Genomic DNA, 15,272 nt, shown 5'->3' on the forward strand with positions numbered 1-15,272 from the left:
GCCACGCTGGCCTGGAACGTAAAGCGGATGAGCGTGCTGAAAATGGCGCTGTGAGAGATTTTTGCCGCCGCATTCAGGCTTTCAATGGTGCACCTTAGGTGCTCTTGGAGCCAAGTGAACAGGGCAACTGTAAACAACGCCTGTCAGACGCAAGTCCGACAGGCTGCTAGTGTGCCTTAACAAAAGTTCGTATTATTATTGAGCTTATCGGAAAGACGAGCGATTGATTCAATGATCTGATCCGCCGTTTTTTGCCAAACGAAGGGGCGCGGATCGTCGTTGTAGGTTGCGAGATAGTTTTTGATTGAAGACTCCAGCTCGCGTGTGCTGCGGTGCGAGTTGCGTTTGATCCAGCGTTCTGAGATCAGTGCAAAGAAGCGTTCTACTAGATTGACCCACGAGGCCGAGGTGGGCGTGAAGTGAACGTGGTACCGCGGTCTGGCGGCAAACCAGGATCGCACCTTTTCGGTTTTATGCGTCCCGTAGTTGTCCATAACCAAGTGAATATCCAGTTCTTTTGGAACCTGCCGGTCAATTTCCTTTAGAAAAGCCAGGAACTCTTTGGCGCGGTGTCGCCTGTGAAGACGTCCAATCACCTCTCCGGTAGCCACATCCAAGGCGGCAAACAGGGTCGTGGTGCCATGGCGAACGTAATCATGCGTTCGGGTCTCGGGGTAGCCAAACGACAATGGCAAGGCTGGCTGGGTGCGGTTCAGTGCCTGAATCTGACTTTTCTCGTCCACGCAGAGTACAAGGGCCCGGTCAGGCGGGTTCATATACAGCCCGACAATGTCGTGGACCTTGGCCACAAAATGCGGGTCGGTTGAGAGTTTGAAGGTCTCTAGACGGTGCGGCTTTAATCCAAACGCTCGCCAGATGCGGCTGATGGCCATGGCATTGAGTCCTGCTTCCTCGGCCATCAGGGTTGTTGACCAATGTGTCGCCTCTTTGGGCCTGGAGTGCAGTGTTTTGTTGATAACGTCTGTCACCTTATCGTCATCAATGCTGCGGGGCCGACCGCTTCGCGGGGCATCCGTCAGGCCCGCCACCCGCGATTGACGAAACCGGTTTCGCCATTTACAGACCGTTTCCTCTGTTACGCCCACGCGTTCTGCAATTACTCGTCCGGGAAGACCTTCGGCGCTCAACAGGACCATTCGCGCTCGTTGTTGCTCAGCGGCGGGCATCTGTCGGCGGCGAAGCCACGTGTTAAGCTCTTCCCGCTCTTCGTCCGTAATGATCAGAGGCACAACCGGTCGACTCATGGCATAGCTCCTTCGGCACTTTAGGCCATCGTACCCCTGATCTAAAATAAATTCGACGAATTTTTGTTAAGGGACACTAGCGCATCCATTGCCAATCGACCGCAAGAATGACGGTGCCTGCGAACGACAGCAGAACCGCCATAATAACGGTTGGTGTCAGCACTTCGTGATTGCGGTTGATCACATAGCCTGCGCAGACCCGGGCGACCAGCGAGAACTGGTGGATAGGGGCAACAACGGTGACCGGCGCGAGGCTGAGGGCCATGAAATACAGTGTCTGCGCAATATAGACGAGTACACCCGCCATTGCGTACCAGGGAATGGATCTCCGGTCGGTCTGGCGGATGTGCCGGATTTGTCCGGGTGCCAGGCATGAGAAGAGTACAAATGTCATGGTGGCGGCGGAGTAGGCGATCAGGCCTCCCAGAATGCCAAGGTTGGTCCCTTCAAGGCCGGATCGAATCAGGATGGGACTCGAGCCATAGGAAATCGCAGCAATAATCGCACAGCCGTATCCAATCAGAATTTTGGGCCTGAACAGGGCGGCGCCTGCTCGCCGATCTTCATCCGAATCGGCTTGATCCATTTGCGCATGTCGGGCGTTTCGCCGTTTTATGCTGACAGCGATGATCAGCGGGGAAATGAACACCAGGCACATGCCAAGCAGTTTGGGCACGGTGAGGGTCTCATCAAGCAGCACCACCGCAAGCACCACGGCAATCCACATCTGAAGCTGCTGAACGGGGCCGGCACCTACAGAACCCAAAGCAGCGACCGCCCGGTAGTTCCAGTAGCGGGCCCAGGCGTATTGAAGAATGCCGGAGCCCGCCAGAAACAGAGCGCCCTGTCGGGAGAGTTCATCCATCTGGTAGAGCTGGCCTGTGAGCCAGGCGGCCAGAAGTGCCAGCGGTACGCCCATCGGCACCGTGATGGCCATGGCTTGAGACGCGCTACCGGTCAGTACGCCACGTCGGAGACAGGCGCTGTTCACGCCCTGCAGACAGGCACTTAGAAACGCAAATAAAGCTCCAATCACGGAAATCTCGCTTATTCAGGTGCCCAACCTGACTCTGGATAGGGCGTTCAGGCGGGATGTGTGAATCGCTATTATGCCTAGATTGTTCTCTTATGTGGAACGGTGTATCGTAAATCATTGGATTTTTAGTTTGGCAATCCCATCGCTTTTCCAATATTTGAACCGGAGGTTAGGGCATGAAGCTGTCAGGTAAGGTAGCCATAGTCACAGGCGCGGGGCGCAACATCGGTGAAGAGGTATCGCGTGTGCTGTCCGCCGAAGGCGCCAACATTGCGGTGGTGGATCTTGATCGATCAAGGGCGGAGAAAGTAGCTGCCGATATCGTTGCTTCCGGCGGTCAGGCGAAACCGTTTATCTGTGACGTGGCGAGCGAAGACCAGATCCGAGCAACCGTCGCAGCGGTCGTCGACCAGTTGGGCGGTCTGGATATCCTGGTGAACAACGTTGCCATGTCCGACAACAAGCATATTTTTGATATTACCGCCGAAGAGTGGAACCGCACCCTTGCGATCACGCTGACGGCGCCTTTCCTATTTGGTAAATACGCGGCCCAGGCGATGGTTGAACATGCAGCAGACGGAAGGATCATCAACGTCAGCTCGACATCGGGTTACTACGGCCGGGATCGGGCCATTGCGTACACGGCTGCAAAAGGAGGGGTGATCAATCTGACCCGCTCGATGGCTATTCAGCTCGCGCCACACAATATCCGGGTAAACAGTGTTGTACCTAACAAGATCGGTTCGCCGGTTGGCAAAGATGACTTTGACCCGACTCGCCCGGTTTCCAACTTGCGTGGTCGTCCCGGTGTGCCTGCGGACCTTGCAAAGGCGATCCTGTTTCTGGCCTCTGACGACTCCGATTTTATTGCCGGAACTGATCTGTTTGTCGACGGAGGGGTCTCAGCGATGATGCCGGGCAGCAAGCAATCGTAACGGTCTCGGAAGGTCTATAACCATTTTCCAACGCTTTGCGCCGCAACGCCGGCGATCACGGGTAACGGAAGGCAGACCAGCAGTCGATGTCTGACAAACTCGGTGCCAAGCATGGGTAGCTCGTACGCAACTATGCGGTGGAATGCAAGCAGTAACCATCCGGTAAGCAGGGCGATCAACTGGGGAGTACCCATTCCGGCTTTGAACATCGCCAGAAGGAGCGGGAAGGCGATCATGGGGCCCCCCGGAAGAAAACCGCCGAGAACAGAAGCCAGAAGGATACCTGCCAGGCCCGACGCCTCCCCCAACAATGCAATGATGTACTCTCTTGGGATCAGCTCAGCGAGAAAGCTGCCAGCGAGAATGGCCGCCGGTATGCGGAACAGCAAAGGTAAGGTGTTGTCGACGGCCTGGGACATCACTTCTTTGTGTGATACCTCTGGTTTGCGCTGGGCAACCAGCGCCAAACCAACCAGGACGATGATCAGTGTTATATAGGCACTAAGCATTGCGTTGTCTTGTTAAGAGTTTAGCGAGCATCCAGGCAATGATCGGCAATGGCAGGGAGATCAGCAGGCGTAGCAGCACGAAATCAAAACCCAGAAAAGGCAGTTCCCAGATAAGCACACGGTTCAGCCCCAACACGGTCCAGGAGGTCAGGTACGCTACGCAGATTTCGAACGAAGCGCCGGCGCGATAAAAACCGACAACCAGCGGAAACGCAGCAAAGGGGCCGCCCGGTGTCACCATGCCGCCCAGCATGGCAACGGCCAGCCCGCGGAGGCCGCTTTCCGAGCCAAGCCAGCGCTCAACAAGCTTCGTGGGCAGCAGTTTCCGCACGTAACAGCTTATGACCATCGCAATCAGAATGATTGGTGCAATCATCAGCACCAACATGCCGCTGCTGTAGGCTGCGACACGAAACGCTTCTTCCCCTCTGAGCCACCACAGAGCAAGGCCAGAACACAATGCCAGTGCGGTAAAGAAGAGAGTGCTGCGATCGAGCAATTCCCGCTTGATATAAGCGATAACGGACATCAGATAGTCAGACTTACCTTCAAGAGATCAAGTGGCGTTTGGATGCGCCGGGCCTGTCGTTCAGTGATAGGGAATCACCAGAACCGGGAACTTGCCGTTGTGCATCACTTTGTTCGTCGTAGAGCCCAGGACCTGGCCAAAGGTGCCATGAGTCCGGCTGCTCATTACGATCAGGTCAACGTGCTCCTTCTCCGCCACAGAAAGAAGTGTCTGCGACGGGTAGCCCTCCAAAACCCGGATATCGACTTCAACCGGAGAGCCTGATTCAGAAAACTCCTCTGCCACGAACTTTTCCACGTTGCTTTTCATCCGTGACTCAGCCTTTTCCAGTGTCTGCTTGAGAATCTCCTGGATATCGATGCGACTGTTGATTTCAAAGTCTTTGATGGTATCCCTGAGCTCTTTTACGTTGTTCACTACATGGGCGTAGATCAGTTTCGCATTGTATTGCTGGGCAATTGAGAAGGCGAGCCGCATTGAGGGCCAAGTTGCCCCCTGCAAGTCTGAAGCGTAGAGAATGGTTTTGATATCTGGAATCATGCCCTGATCCTCGCAGGTAGAGATAAGAAACATCCCATGAAAGATGTTGGTGGCTGCTATTTCATTCCTTATAGAGAAACGGTATTCCTTTATGAGGAATTAGTCAACCGAGGATTGAGGCTTGTTGACAACAACGGCTTTGGTTGTATTTTAAAGGCTTCAAACCGTTTTCGAGCACTGAATAGCGAGATTTCCTATGTCCAGCGTACCCCAGATTCGGATTCCCGCCACTTATATGCGTGGCGGCACCAGCAAAGGCGTGTTTTTTCGCCTTGAAGACCTTCCCGAGGACGCCCAGACTCCCGGCCCCATTCGTGATGCCTTGTTGATGAGGGTGATAGGGAGCCCCGACCCTTACCAGAAGCAAATTGATGGTCTGGGAAATGGCACCTCCAGCACCAGTAAAACCGCCGTTGTTTCCAGGAGCGAGCGGCCAGGCCACGATGTCGATTATTTATTTGGACAAGTCGGTATTGATCGCGCCTTTGTGGACTGGAGCGGTAACTGCGGCAACCTGACTACCGCGGTAGGTGCGTTTGCCATCAGCGCCGGGCTTGTCGCTGCTGACACTCTTGAGCAGAACGGCGTAGCAACCGTCCGCATCTGGCAGGCTAATATCGGTAAAACGATCATCGCCCGAGTACCGATGACCGATGGCCAGGTTCAGGAAACCGGGGATTTCGAACTAGACGGTGTTGCATTTTCTGCAGCGGAGGTGGCGCTGGAGTTTCTGGACCCCGCCGGTGATGAGGGTGCCATTTTTCCGACGGGCAACCCAGTCGACGAGCTGGACGTTCCAGGGCTCGGTAAGTTTCGGGTAACCATGATCACTGCTGGCATTCCGACTATTTTCGTCGATGCTGGAGCGGTCGGCTATACCGGCACGGAGCTTCAGGACGCTATCAACAACGACCCAGAAGCTCTGGCGATGTTTGAATCTATTCGCAGTCACGGTGCGCTGCGTATGGGACTGGTGGAAACGCTTGCCGAGGCTGAGAACCGGCAGCATACCCCCAAGATTGCGTTTGTCGCCGGGCCCTCGGACTACGTTGCAGCCAGTGGCAAACGGATTGCCGCCGACGATGTGGATCTGCTGGTGCGAGGTCTCTCCATGGGCAAGCTCCACCATGCGATGCCTGGTACTGTTGCGGTAGCCATCGGCGCTGCTACCGCGATTCCCGGCACGGTGGTGAATGCCGCAGCCGGGGGCGGAAACCAGACGTCGGTACGTTTCGGCCACCCGTCCGGCACTCTGCGAGTGGGTGCTGAAGCCACAGAAATAAACGGGGAGTGGGTAGTGCGAAAGGTGATGATGAGCAGAAGCGCCCGTGTGCTGATGGAAGGTTGGATCAGAGTACCCGGGAAGTAACTTCAGACCCGTTCGATGAGTGTCGCGATGCCCTGGCCGACGCCCACGCACATGGTGCACAGGGCGTAACGGCCACCCGTGCGCTGCAGCTGGTGCGTGGCGGTCATCAGCAGGCGGGCGCCGGACATTCCCAGAGGGTGGCCCAGGGCAATGGCGCCGCCATTGGGGTTCACGCGCTTGTCGTCGTCGGCGATGCCGAGCTCACGCAGAACTGCCAGGCCTTGGGCGGCGAAGGCTTCGTTCAGTTCGATGACATCAAGTTCGTCTATTCCGATGCCCTGTTTCTCAAGCAGTTTGCGAACGGCGGGGACTGGGCCAATACCCATGATGCGCGGTTCCACACCGGCCGTGGCCATTCCCAGAACTCGGGCCATGGGTTTCAAACCGTGGGCTTTCACCGCGCTCTCACTGGCAACCAGCATCGCGGCAGCGCCGTCGTTCACGCCTGAGGCGTTGCCAGCGGTAACGCTGCCGCCGTCCCGGAACGGCGTTGGCAGTGAGGCGAGCTTCTCCAGGGTACTCTCGCGGGGATGCTCGTCGGTATCGAACACCAGCGGATCCTGCTTCCGGCGCGGAATGGACACCGGCACGATTTCCTCGGCGAAACGTCCTTCTTTCTGGGCCCGGGCGGTCTTTTCCTGGGAACGGAAGGCGAACAGGTCCTGGTCCTCCCGTGACACCTTGTATTGCTCGGCCACGTTCTCCGCCGTTTCCGGCATGGAATCGATGCCGTACTGCTTTTTCATCAGCGGGTTCACAAAGCGCCAGCCGATGGTGGTGTCCTCAATCTTCTGGCCTCGGGAAAAGGCGCTGTGGGCCTTTCCCATCACGTAAGGGGCGCGGGACATGGATTCCACGCCGCCGGCCAGAACCAGGTCCATTTCACCGGCGCGAATTGCCCGGAAGGCGGTACCCACGGCATCCATTCCAGAGCCGCACAGACGATTAAGGGTGGTGCCAGGTACCGAGGTGGGCAGACCGGCCAGAAGTGCAGACATCCGTGCCACGTTGCGGTTGTCTTCGCCGGCCTGGTTGGCGGAACCCATCATCACTTCGTCGATGGCGGCCGGGTCGAGTTCCGGGGCCTGTTCCAGTACCGCTTCGAAAATGTGAGCGGCGAGATCGTCCGGGCGAACGCTGGCCAGGGTGCCGCCGAAACGGCCAATGGCCGAGCGGCGGGGGTGGCAGAGATAGACGTCAGTCATGGTGAACCTCATTGTTGGCCGGCATGATGGGCGTTTGTGCGTGCTTTCAGATCACGCAGGACTTCCAGTTCTTTGGCACTTGGCTCCGGCGTGGTGTCCAGTTGATCCGCAAACCGGACCTCCCAGCCAGTGGCTTCGATCACGTCTTCCCGGGTCACATTCGGGTGCAGGGACGTGACCACCAGTTCCTTGCTGTCCGGGTCCGGCTTGAGAATGCACAGGTCGGTAATCACCACCGTCGGGCCACGACCAATGTTGGGTACATTATCCCGTGCCTTGCCGTCGCGTCCAAAGCCAACCGTGGTGACGAAGTCCACATCCTTCACAAAGGTTCGCTTGGAGTGCTTCACGGTAATGAACACTTCCTTCGCGTTGGTGGCAATTTCCGGTGCGCCGCCACCGCCTGGCAGGCGAACCTTTGGCTCGCGGTAGTCACCAATCAGCGTGGTGTTCAGGTTGGCGTAACGGTCAATCTGGGCGGTACCCAGGAAGCCGACGCTGACGTGGCCGCCCTGCAGCCAGTAACGGAACATCTCCGGCACCGCCACGGTGGTGAGGGCAGATTCGCAGAGTTCACCATCACCGATGGACAGCGGCAGCACGTCCGGCTTGGTCTGCAGGGTGCCGGATTCGTAAATCAGGGTGACATCCGGCGCATGGGTCAGACGCGCCAGGTTGGCGGCCTCGCTGGGCAGGCCGATGCCGACGAAACAGGTCATGTCGCTGGTCAGTGCGCGGGCGGCAGTGACGCTCATCATTTCCGAGGAGGTAAATTCAAGGCTCATCACGCAGCTCCTTTTTCAAACACGTTTTCTTTAAGCCAGGTCTGGAAGGTTTCCCGGTCCCGGGCGATGCCATCCCACTCTTTGTAGAATGCGTTGTCGCGGTCGTAATAACCCAACGCGTAGGACGGGCTGGCGCCTTTCGGGGCCTCGGCGATGGCGGTGATGGCCCAGGAAGGCAGCACGCAGGCGTTTACGGAGGCGCCAAGGTCGTCGACGACTTCCTCCACGGTAACGATGCTGCGTTTGGCGGCCAGTACCACTTCCTTCTGGATACCAACGATGCCCTCAACCAGTACGTTGCCTTTGCGATCGGCACGCTGGGCATGAATCACGGCAACATCCGGACGAACGGACGGCACGGCAGCCAGGCGCTCGCCAGTGAATGGGCACTCAATGAATTTGATCTGATCGTTCACCTTCGGCAGGTCGCTGCCTACATAGCCGCGCAGCACCGCGAACGGCAGGCCCGCCGCACCGGCTTCATAGGCGCAGGCCATGGCGGCGTGGCTATGTTCCAGGATCTCCAGTTTGTTCGGCCAGCCCTTTTCGACGGCATCCCGCAGGCGATGCAATGAGCCCACGCCGGGGTTTCCGCCCCAGGAGAAGATCAATTTTTTTGCGCAGCCCGCGCCGATCATCTGGTCGTACACCAGGTCCGGGGTCATGCGGATCAGGGTCAGGTCACGCTTTTCCTGGCGGATGATTTCGTGGCCTGCCGCGAACGGAATCAGATGGGTGAAGCCTTCCATGCAGACGGTGTCGCCGTTGTTAATGTGGCGGCTCACGGCCTCCTGAAGGGAGAGAAATTCAGCCATCACGGGGTCTCCATTGCAGTGATTGTTGAAAAGTTCGATATACGAACATAAGTTTAATATGCGAACATAATGACTCGAAGGTTTTGTTGTCGTCAAGTACAAATTTTCGCCAGTTGCCAGAAATGCACCGATGTTCGGATACCGAACGAGCTGCTACCATGCGCGGATGCTGCAGTCAGGCGAGGAAGGAGCAGGAATGGACGATCAGATTCTAAAGCCCGGCGACCGGGACTATGTAGGCGCGTTGGCGTCGGGGCTGGAGGTGTTACAGGCGTTTGATGCCGAGCATCCCCGCATGACCCTGAGCGAAGTGGCGGCTCGCACCGAGATGGACCGGGCCAAGGCGCGGCGTTTCCTGCTCACTCTCCACGCACTGGGATTCGTGAAGCGCAACGGCCGGCAGTTCGAACTGACGCCCCGGGTTTTACAGCTGGGTTATGCCTACCAGGCCTCGAATCAGTACCGGGCGGTGATCCAGCAGTACCTGGAAGACATCACGGCCGAACTGGGAGAGTCTTCATCGCTGGCGGTGTTGGATGGGGACGACGTAGTCTACGTGGTGCGGTCATCGGCAAGACACCGGCTGATGGCGATTACGCTGTCGGTGGGTACCCGCCTGCCGGCGGCCTATACCTCCATGGGGCGGGTGCTGCTGGCACAGTTGCCGGAAGCGGAATTGGAGTCGTTTCTTGCCCGAGTGAAGCTGGAAGCGTTTACTGCTTTTTCAATCACGGATGCCAGAGCGCTGAACAGGGATATCGCGAAGGTACGTAATCAAGGCTATTCGAGTGTGGATCAGGAGCTGGATTCCGGGCTTCGGTCAGTCGCTGTGCCGGTGTTTGCTGGCAATGGAGAACTGCTGGGGGCTATCAATATCAGCACCAATGCGGCGCGGGTGGATATGGAGACGTTGATGGGGGTGTATCTGCCGCGGCTTCAAAAGGCGGTTGAAGCAATACGGCGAATGACTAAGTGAGGTCCGGGGTAAGTCCAGTGGGATTGCTCGCAGCTGAACTCCTAGGTTCACAACAGTTGCAGGCACCAATAAAGGGTAATGATCCTTACTCACCAGAAAGAGAGCAGTCCTTGGAATCGGCAATCTAGAACCTCGCATCATGTCTAGCGAGTGTTGGTCTATGTGCCTGAATGTTCGCTTTGCGACCTTTGTACCCTTTTCGATCCCCATTTTGGGAAGCCTGAATCTTTTACTGGGAGCTAGTTTGCCACAAACAAGTTACCAACTTTATTATTATAGATATTGGCATTATTCTCGGCGATCGCCTCAAAAGTTACCAACTTTATTTATTTCTAGCGATTGCGTGATACCGCAAATAGCGCCTCAAAAGGTGATTGGTTACCAACTTTATTATTAGCCTACAGGCGCCCCATACCTGGCCCGACGGCTTACCAGCGATAGCTCAGCGAACCCACGATGCTGCGCTCTTCGCCGTAGTAGCAGTATAACTCACAGCTGGCGACGTACTCGCGATCAGCCACGTTATTGATGTTCACCTGGGCTACCCAGCTGTCCATGAACCGATACTGGGCCATGAGGTCAACAACGGTATAAGACGGCACTTCAGATCCGCTAAAGCTGTCGTCCGTACTACCGACATAGCGGGCGCCGCCGCCCACCTTGAGGCCGGGAGCAAGGGACTGGAAGGCATAATCCAGCCAGACCGAGGCAGAGTGCCGGGGAATAAGGTTCGCCGGTGTTTCCGGCTGGTTGTCGGTGGTGTTATCGGTGGTCGCATCGTTGTAGGTATACGCAGCCGTTACTTCCAGCTGATCGGTGACATAGGCCACGCTTTCCAGTTCGAAGCCCTGGGTTTCACGCAAGCCTTCCTGCACCTGGAAGCCGGACGGACTGGTGACGAGGGAGTTGCGCTCTTCTATGTTGTAGATAGCGGCCGTCACGTACCCGTCGAGATGTTCCGGCGCGTATTTAACGCCGAATTCCAGCTGCTCACCCGTGCGTGGTTTGTAGAGGTCGCCATTGTTGTCGGTGCCGGCGATCGGCTGGAACGACTCCGTCCAGGAAAGGTATGGCGAGAACCCGTTATCGGCAAGGTACATCACACCGCCAGACAGGGAGATCTCGTCATCGTCGGCTTCCTGGCGTGCACCTGCAGTGAGGTTCCGGTCCACAATATCAGCCTGGTCATAACGAACACCCGCCAGGAAAATCCATCGATTATCCAGACGCAGCTGGTTCTGGACATACAGGCCAGTCTGTTCTTTGGTGATAGTGCGACGGGTCAGATCGGCCGGTGTTACCGGTGTGAAGTTGCCATAAGCGGGCTCGAAGATATCAATGGTGGAGAAGGCAAAGTTATCCAGCTCCAGGCCGTCTGTTTCAAGGTCCTGGTAGTCCACACCCATCAGCAGCGTGTTTTCAGTGCGATCGGTGAGCCATGTACCCATCAGTCGGTTATCCACTGTCCAGCTGGACAGATCGCCATCCCGGTAGACAATGCCCCGGGTACCCTCCCTGGGCCCACTCTGGAATGACATGTAAATGCTGCGCAAGAGCAGGTCGAGTTCGCTGTATCGGGTGTCCTGCTGGAACTCCCAGTTATCGTTGAGGCGGTGGGAGAGGCTGTAACCCAGGGAGGACTGGGTACGCTCGTTGGTATCGTATTCCGGCTCCCCGTAGAAAGTTGACGGCTCAACCTTGCCAAACGGAGTATCGTCGATAGTGCCGTAGGCCAGCTTGAAGCCGTTGAAAGGTATAGCCTCGTCTTTCTGGAAACTGCCCAGCAGGGTCAGGGTGGTATCGGCGGAGATGTCCCAGCGCAGGCTCGGAGCCAGATAATAGCGCTCGTTCTCGGTGTAATCGATATCACCGTCGGCGGAACGGTAGAGCCCAGCTAGCCGGTAGCTGACCGAGTCGCTGTCGCCGACAGGCCCGGCGGTGTCGATGCCCAGCTGGCGGTGCTCGTTGGTACCCGTCTGGACCTGGACTTCGCCCTGAGGTTGGTCCGTCGGGCGTTTGCTGATGGCGTTGATCACACCCCCTGGAGGCGCCTCACCGTAGAGAATCGAAGCAGGGCCCTTGAGCAGCTCCACGCGCTCGAGGCCATAGGTTTCCGGCAGCCACTGATAAAAGCCGTCCCGATAGATTCGCAGGCCATCCTGATAGGTGGCCTGATCGAAGCCCCGGATCTTGAACCAGTCGGTGTCGTTGTCCGGGCCGTAATGCCCGGAAACCACACCCGCGCGGTATCGGAACGTCTCATCAAGAGACTGGACGTTTCGCTCCCGGAGCTCTTCCTCCTCAACAACCGAGGCCGGTCGAGGGGTTTCGACCAAGGGTGTTTCTACCTTGAGTGCCGTGGCAGAGACCACCAGGGCGTCCAGGTTGGTCGGGGAATCTTCCTGAGCCAGAAGGGGAAGAGCAGTAGAGGTGATACCGATACCCAGCAACAGGCGGACGGCCCTTGTGAGTGGTTTGGGAAAGCAATCGGCGTACATGACAGAACCCTGCGGCAGTTGTGGTGTTGTGATGGAAAAGCTGCTGAAGCACGCTGAATACTATTCTTAAGCAAATGTTAATGCAAACCAGTATCATTCAATTTAATGACAGGCCTGTTAATGGCAGGCCTGCCTTCACCCCGTTTTAACTCGATGATGGCGGTTTTTGTAACTCCGGGGGTCCAGGCGATTCCCGGTTGTTAATTCTGCCAACAGGAAGCTGTTGTAAAGCTCAAATATTTGCTACTTTTCAACCAGACAGGTATCGATTGATATCAAGCTGTGCCAGCGGGAGAGACTGAGCCACTTAAGAGTGTGCTCGGCGCCGAAGGAGCAACTGCCCCGGAAACTCTCAGGCAAAAGGACCGCTGGCGTGAAGACTTTCCGAAGAGCTGCTGACGACTGCGTCCGTTGGCACACCGAAGGAGCAAGCGGCCGTTTTTACGAGAGCGGCACGTGAATCTCTCAGGTCCAGAGACGGAAGGGGTGCTTTCTACCGCCTTGGGTAGAAGGGAAACCCTGGGGCGCCTCTGGAGATAGTTATGAAGCGAGTTGCAGTTATTGGCGGCGGTATCACTGGTATCACCACCGCCTATTCCCTGGCCAAGCGGGGCCTGGATGTCACGGTTTACGAGAAGCACCGCTATGCGGCGATGGAAACCTCCTTCGCCAACGGTGGCCAGTTGTCGGCGTCCAATGCCGAGGTCTGGAACAACTGGCAGACTATCATCAAGGGCATCAAGTGGATGTCTCGCCGGGACGCGCCACTGCTGGTCAATCCCAAACCCTCCTGGCACAAGCTGAGCTGGTTTGCGGAGTTTATCGCCGCGATTCCCCAGTATGAAAAAAATACCACCGAAACCGCCCGCCTCGCGATTGCTGCCCGGGATCATCTGTTTTCCTGGGCGCAGGACGAAGGGATCGACTTTGACCTGAAAAAACAGGGCATCCTGCATATCTATCGGGACAAGGCCGGCTTCGACCACGCCGCCCATGTCTCCAGACTGCTGGCCGCTGGAGGCCTCGACCGTAGGTCGGTGACGCCGGATGAAATGCGCGCCATTGAGCCCACATTGGCCGGTACCTATTACGGAGGCTTCTATACGGAGAGCGATTCCACCGGTGATATCCACAAGTTCACCAACGGCCTGGCGGAGGCCATTGTTCGCCTTGGTGTGAAAACCTGCTATGAACACTCGGTGACGGAACTGAGCGCGGATCAGTCCCATGCCTGGGTCACCTCGTTTGATGGCGAGGAGCAAACCCGCGATACCTTTGACGGTGTGGTGATCTGCGCGGGCGTCGGCAGCCGCGAGCTGGCTGCGAAGCTGGGGGACCGGGTTAACATCTATCCGGTGAAGGGCTATTCCATAACGGTGCAGCTGGACGACGAAGCCTCCCGTGAGGCGGCGCCCACGGTCAGCCTACTGGACGATGCCACCAAGATTGTCACCAGCCGGCTGGGAGATGACCGTTTTCGTGTCGCCGGTACAGCGGAATTCAGTGGCTTTAACCGGGACATCCGCGATGACCGGATTCGCCCCCTCACCCGCTGGGTCGAGCAGTGTTTCCCGGGGGTCTGTACTCGCCGTGTCGTGCCCTGGGCTGGGCTGCGCCCGATGCTGCCCAACATGATGCCGCGGGTTGGCCCGGGCCGACTGCCGACGGTGTTCTACAATACTGGCCACGGCCACCTGGGCTGGACCCTGTCGGCGATTACGGCAGAAATGCTGTCCGATTCTGTTGAGCGGGCGTCCTCTGGCCAGAGTGTAGGTGCTGGCCGGTAGTGTCTGGTAGTCAGTATTCCGACCCGGCGGCCGGGCCGACGCCTTTCTGTATGAAGGACTTTCTTGCCTTTGGCCGGGACTACGGGATCCAGTACCGTTTTCCCGGCACCCCGGAGGCGGAGGCTGGTGTCAGTGACCGGGTCATTGCCGAGGGAGCTATCTCTGAAACTCCCTTGCCCTCGGGTTTCCGCTTCACCCACTCCACTCTCACGATCTTTCATGACTACGAGTCGGTGTCGCTGGGCCATGCGCCTCTGTTGATGGTGATTGTGCTCAAAGGACAGGTCCGGCTTTCAATAGGGGAAGTCCGGCGCGACCTGGGCAGCGGTATGGCTGCCAGCCTGCAATTGCGGCCGGAGTATGCCCTGGAAGCCTATCAACCCGCCGGCCAACACCTTGAGACCCTCGTCCTGGCCTTTGATCCGGAGAGTATGGTTTTTGCGCGCGCCGGACAGAGCTCGCTGGAGACCCTGCTGCGGGGAGTGCAGGACCCGGTGGTGTTGTGGGACCTTCCTTCTGCACTGGTGGCGGGCATCGCGCAATCCCTCGGTACCCGTCTGCCAGAGCCCCAGAAAACCCTGGTTCTGGAAGGCCTGGCTTTGCAGCTGACGGGCTATGGCCTACCGGAGCAGGTGCAACCGGTTGGGCGCAGAATCCGGACCTCCTCCCAGGAGCACCAGAGACTGGAAGCGGTTCGCCAGCAGCTGGAATTCGCCCCCACAGAAGACTATTCCCTGGCGGAGCTTGCCCGCCGGGCCGCCATGAGCCCCAGCGGCTTGCGCAGCAAGTTCCGCGCAACCTACGGATTGTCGGTGTTCGGGTATCTACGCAAGTGCCGGCTGAATCTGGCCTGGCATTACCTGCAACAGGGCTATTCCGTTCAGCAGGCGGCCCACCGCTCGGGTTACCGCCACGCCACCAATTTCGCGACAGCGTTCCGGCGCCCATTCGGCGTTTCGCCTAAAAACATCGTCTGAAGGGCTCTGTTTGGCATTGTGCATACAAAACCTGTCACTTGTAATA

General features: G+C 57.5%; 14 protein-coding genes and 1 riboswitch. Of the genes, 5 read left to right on the forward strand and 9 right to left on the reverse strand.

Going from position 1 to position 15,272, the window contains the following annotated elements; all coding sequences use genetic code 11:
- Positions 1-176 precede the first annotated feature (176 nt).
- Together ABJM11_RS15800 and ABJM11_RS15805 are read right to left on the reverse strand one after the other, a co-directional pair.
- Positions 177-1,265, reverse strand: coding sequence for an IS630 family transposase (locus ABJM11_RS15800; protein ID WP_348292861.1), 1,089 nt, complete (start codon positions 1,263-1,265; stop codon positions 177-179).
- A gap of 76 nt (positions 1,266-1,341) precedes the next feature.
- A complete protein-coding gene (locus ABJM11_RS15805; RefSeq protein ID WP_348292863.1) occupies positions 1,342-2,301 on the reverse strand; it encodes an EamA family transporter in 960 nt (319 codons plus the stop codon).
- 176 nt (positions 2,302-2,477) lie between these two features.
- On the opposite strand from ABJM11_RS15805, the gene ABJM11_RS15810 reads away from it, so the two are divergent.
- The gene (locus ABJM11_RS15810) at positions 2,478-3,236 is read left to right on the forward strand and encodes an SDR family NAD(P)-dependent oxidoreductase (protein ID WP_348292864.1); all 759 of its coding nucleotides are present in this window, start codon (positions 2,478-2,480) and stop codon (positions 3,234-3,236) included.
- Positions 3,237-3,250: 14 nt separating this feature from the next.
- Here the strand turns inward: ABJM11_RS15810 and ABJM11_RS15815 are convergent, their stop codons facing one another.
- From ABJM11_RS15815 to ABJM11_RS15825, 3 genes are read right to left on the reverse strand one after another with little or no spacing between them, the layout of a single operon-like run.
- Positions 3,251-3,745 (reverse strand): hypothetical protein, encoded by a 495-nt coding sequence (locus ABJM11_RS15815; RefSeq protein WP_348292866.1) that lies wholly within the window; start codon positions 3,743-3,745, stop codon positions 3,251-3,253.
- Complete coding sequence (locus tag ABJM11_RS15820) at positions 3,738-4,274, reverse strand: permease (protein ID WP_348292868.1); 537 nt, start codon at positions 4,272-4,274, stop codon at positions 3,738-3,740. The genes ABJM11_RS15815 and ABJM11_RS15820 overlap by 8 nt, the downstream gene beginning before the upstream one ends.
- A gap of 60 nt (positions 4,275-4,334) precedes the next feature.
- Positions 4,335-4,814 carry a universal stress protein gene (locus tag ABJM11_RS15825; RefSeq protein ID WP_348292870.1) on the reverse strand — a complete coding sequence of 160 codons (480 nt, stop codon included), beginning with the start codon at positions 4,812-4,814 and terminating at the stop codon, positions 4,335-4,337.
- Between the two features lie 196 nt (positions 4,815-5,010).
- On the opposite strand from ABJM11_RS15825, the gene prpF reads away from it, so the two are divergent.
- Positions 5,011-6,183, forward strand: coding sequence for a 2-methylaconitate cis-trans isomerase PrpF (prpF, locus tag ABJM11_RS15830; protein WP_348292871.1), 1,173 nt, complete (start codon positions 5,011-5,013; stop codon positions 6,181-6,183).
- A gap of 2 nt (positions 6,184-6,185) precedes the next feature.
- Here the strand turns inward: prpF and pcaF are convergent, their stop codons facing one another.
- Genes pcaF through ABJM11_RS15845 form a run of 3 tightly spaced genes read right to left on the reverse strand, consistent with a single transcriptional unit; the run spans position 6,186 to position 8,988 of the window.
- Complete coding sequence (gene pcaF / locus ABJM11_RS15835; RefSeq protein ID WP_348292872.1) at positions 6,186-7,388, reverse strand: 3-oxoadipyl-CoA thiolase; 1,203 nt, start codon at positions 7,386-7,388, stop codon at positions 6,186-6,188.
- Between the two features lie 8 nt (positions 7,389-7,396).
- On the reverse strand, positions 7,397-8,173 hold the full coding sequence (locus ABJM11_RS15840; protein WP_348292874.1) for a CoA-transferase subunit beta: 777 nt from the start codon (positions 8,171-8,173) through the stop codon (positions 7,397-7,399).
- Positions 8,173-8,988, reverse strand: coding sequence for a CoA transferase subunit A (locus tag ABJM11_RS15845; protein ID WP_348292875.1), 816 nt, complete (start codon positions 8,986-8,988; stop codon positions 8,173-8,175). Before ABJM11_RS15845 ends, ABJM11_RS15840 begins: the two co-directional genes overlap by 1 nt.
- 196 nt (positions 8,989-9,184) lie before the next feature.
- Between ABJM11_RS15845 and ABJM11_RS15850 the strand changes: the two genes are divergently transcribed.
- Entirely contained in the window at positions 9,185-9,964 is a 780-nt protein-coding gene (locus tag ABJM11_RS15850; RefSeq protein ID WP_348292877.1) for an IclR family transcriptional regulator C-terminal domain-containing protein, read from the forward strand.
- 428 nt (positions 9,965-10,392) lie between these two features.
- Here ABJM11_RS15850 and ABJM11_RS15855 read toward each other — a convergent pair whose 3' ends face one another.
- Positions 10,393-12,462: a TonB-dependent siderophore receptor gene (locus tag ABJM11_RS15855; RefSeq protein ID WP_348292879.1), complete on the reverse strand. Its 2,070-nt coding sequence runs from the start codon at positions 12,460-12,462 to the stop codon at positions 10,393-10,395.
- A 279-nt stretch (positions 12,463-12,741) separates the two neighbouring features.
- A riboswitch (glycine riboswitch) is annotated at positions 12,742-12,840 on the forward strand.
- 164 nt (positions 12,841-13,004) lie between these two features.
- On the opposite strand from ABJM11_RS15855, the gene ABJM11_RS15860 reads away from it, so the two are divergent.
- Both ABJM11_RS15860 and ABJM11_RS15865 read left to right on the forward strand, forming a co-directional pair.
- Positions 13,005-14,249: a D-amino acid dehydrogenase gene (locus ABJM11_RS15860; RefSeq protein WP_348292881.1), complete on the forward strand. Its 1,245-nt coding sequence runs from the start codon at positions 13,005-13,007 to the stop codon at positions 14,247-14,249.
- Complete coding sequence (locus tag ABJM11_RS15865) at positions 14,249-15,226, forward strand: AraC family transcriptional regulator (protein WP_348292883.1); 978 nt, start codon at positions 14,249-14,251, stop codon at positions 15,224-15,226. Before ABJM11_RS15860 ends, ABJM11_RS15865 begins: the two co-directional genes overlap by 1 nt.
- Positions 15,227-15,272: the final 46 nt, after the last annotated feature.

Origin of the sequence: Marinobacter sp., assembly GCF_039977835.1 — a bacterium.
GTDB lineage: Bacteria > Pseudomonadota > Gammaproteobacteria > Pseudomonadales > Oleiphilaceae > Marinobacter.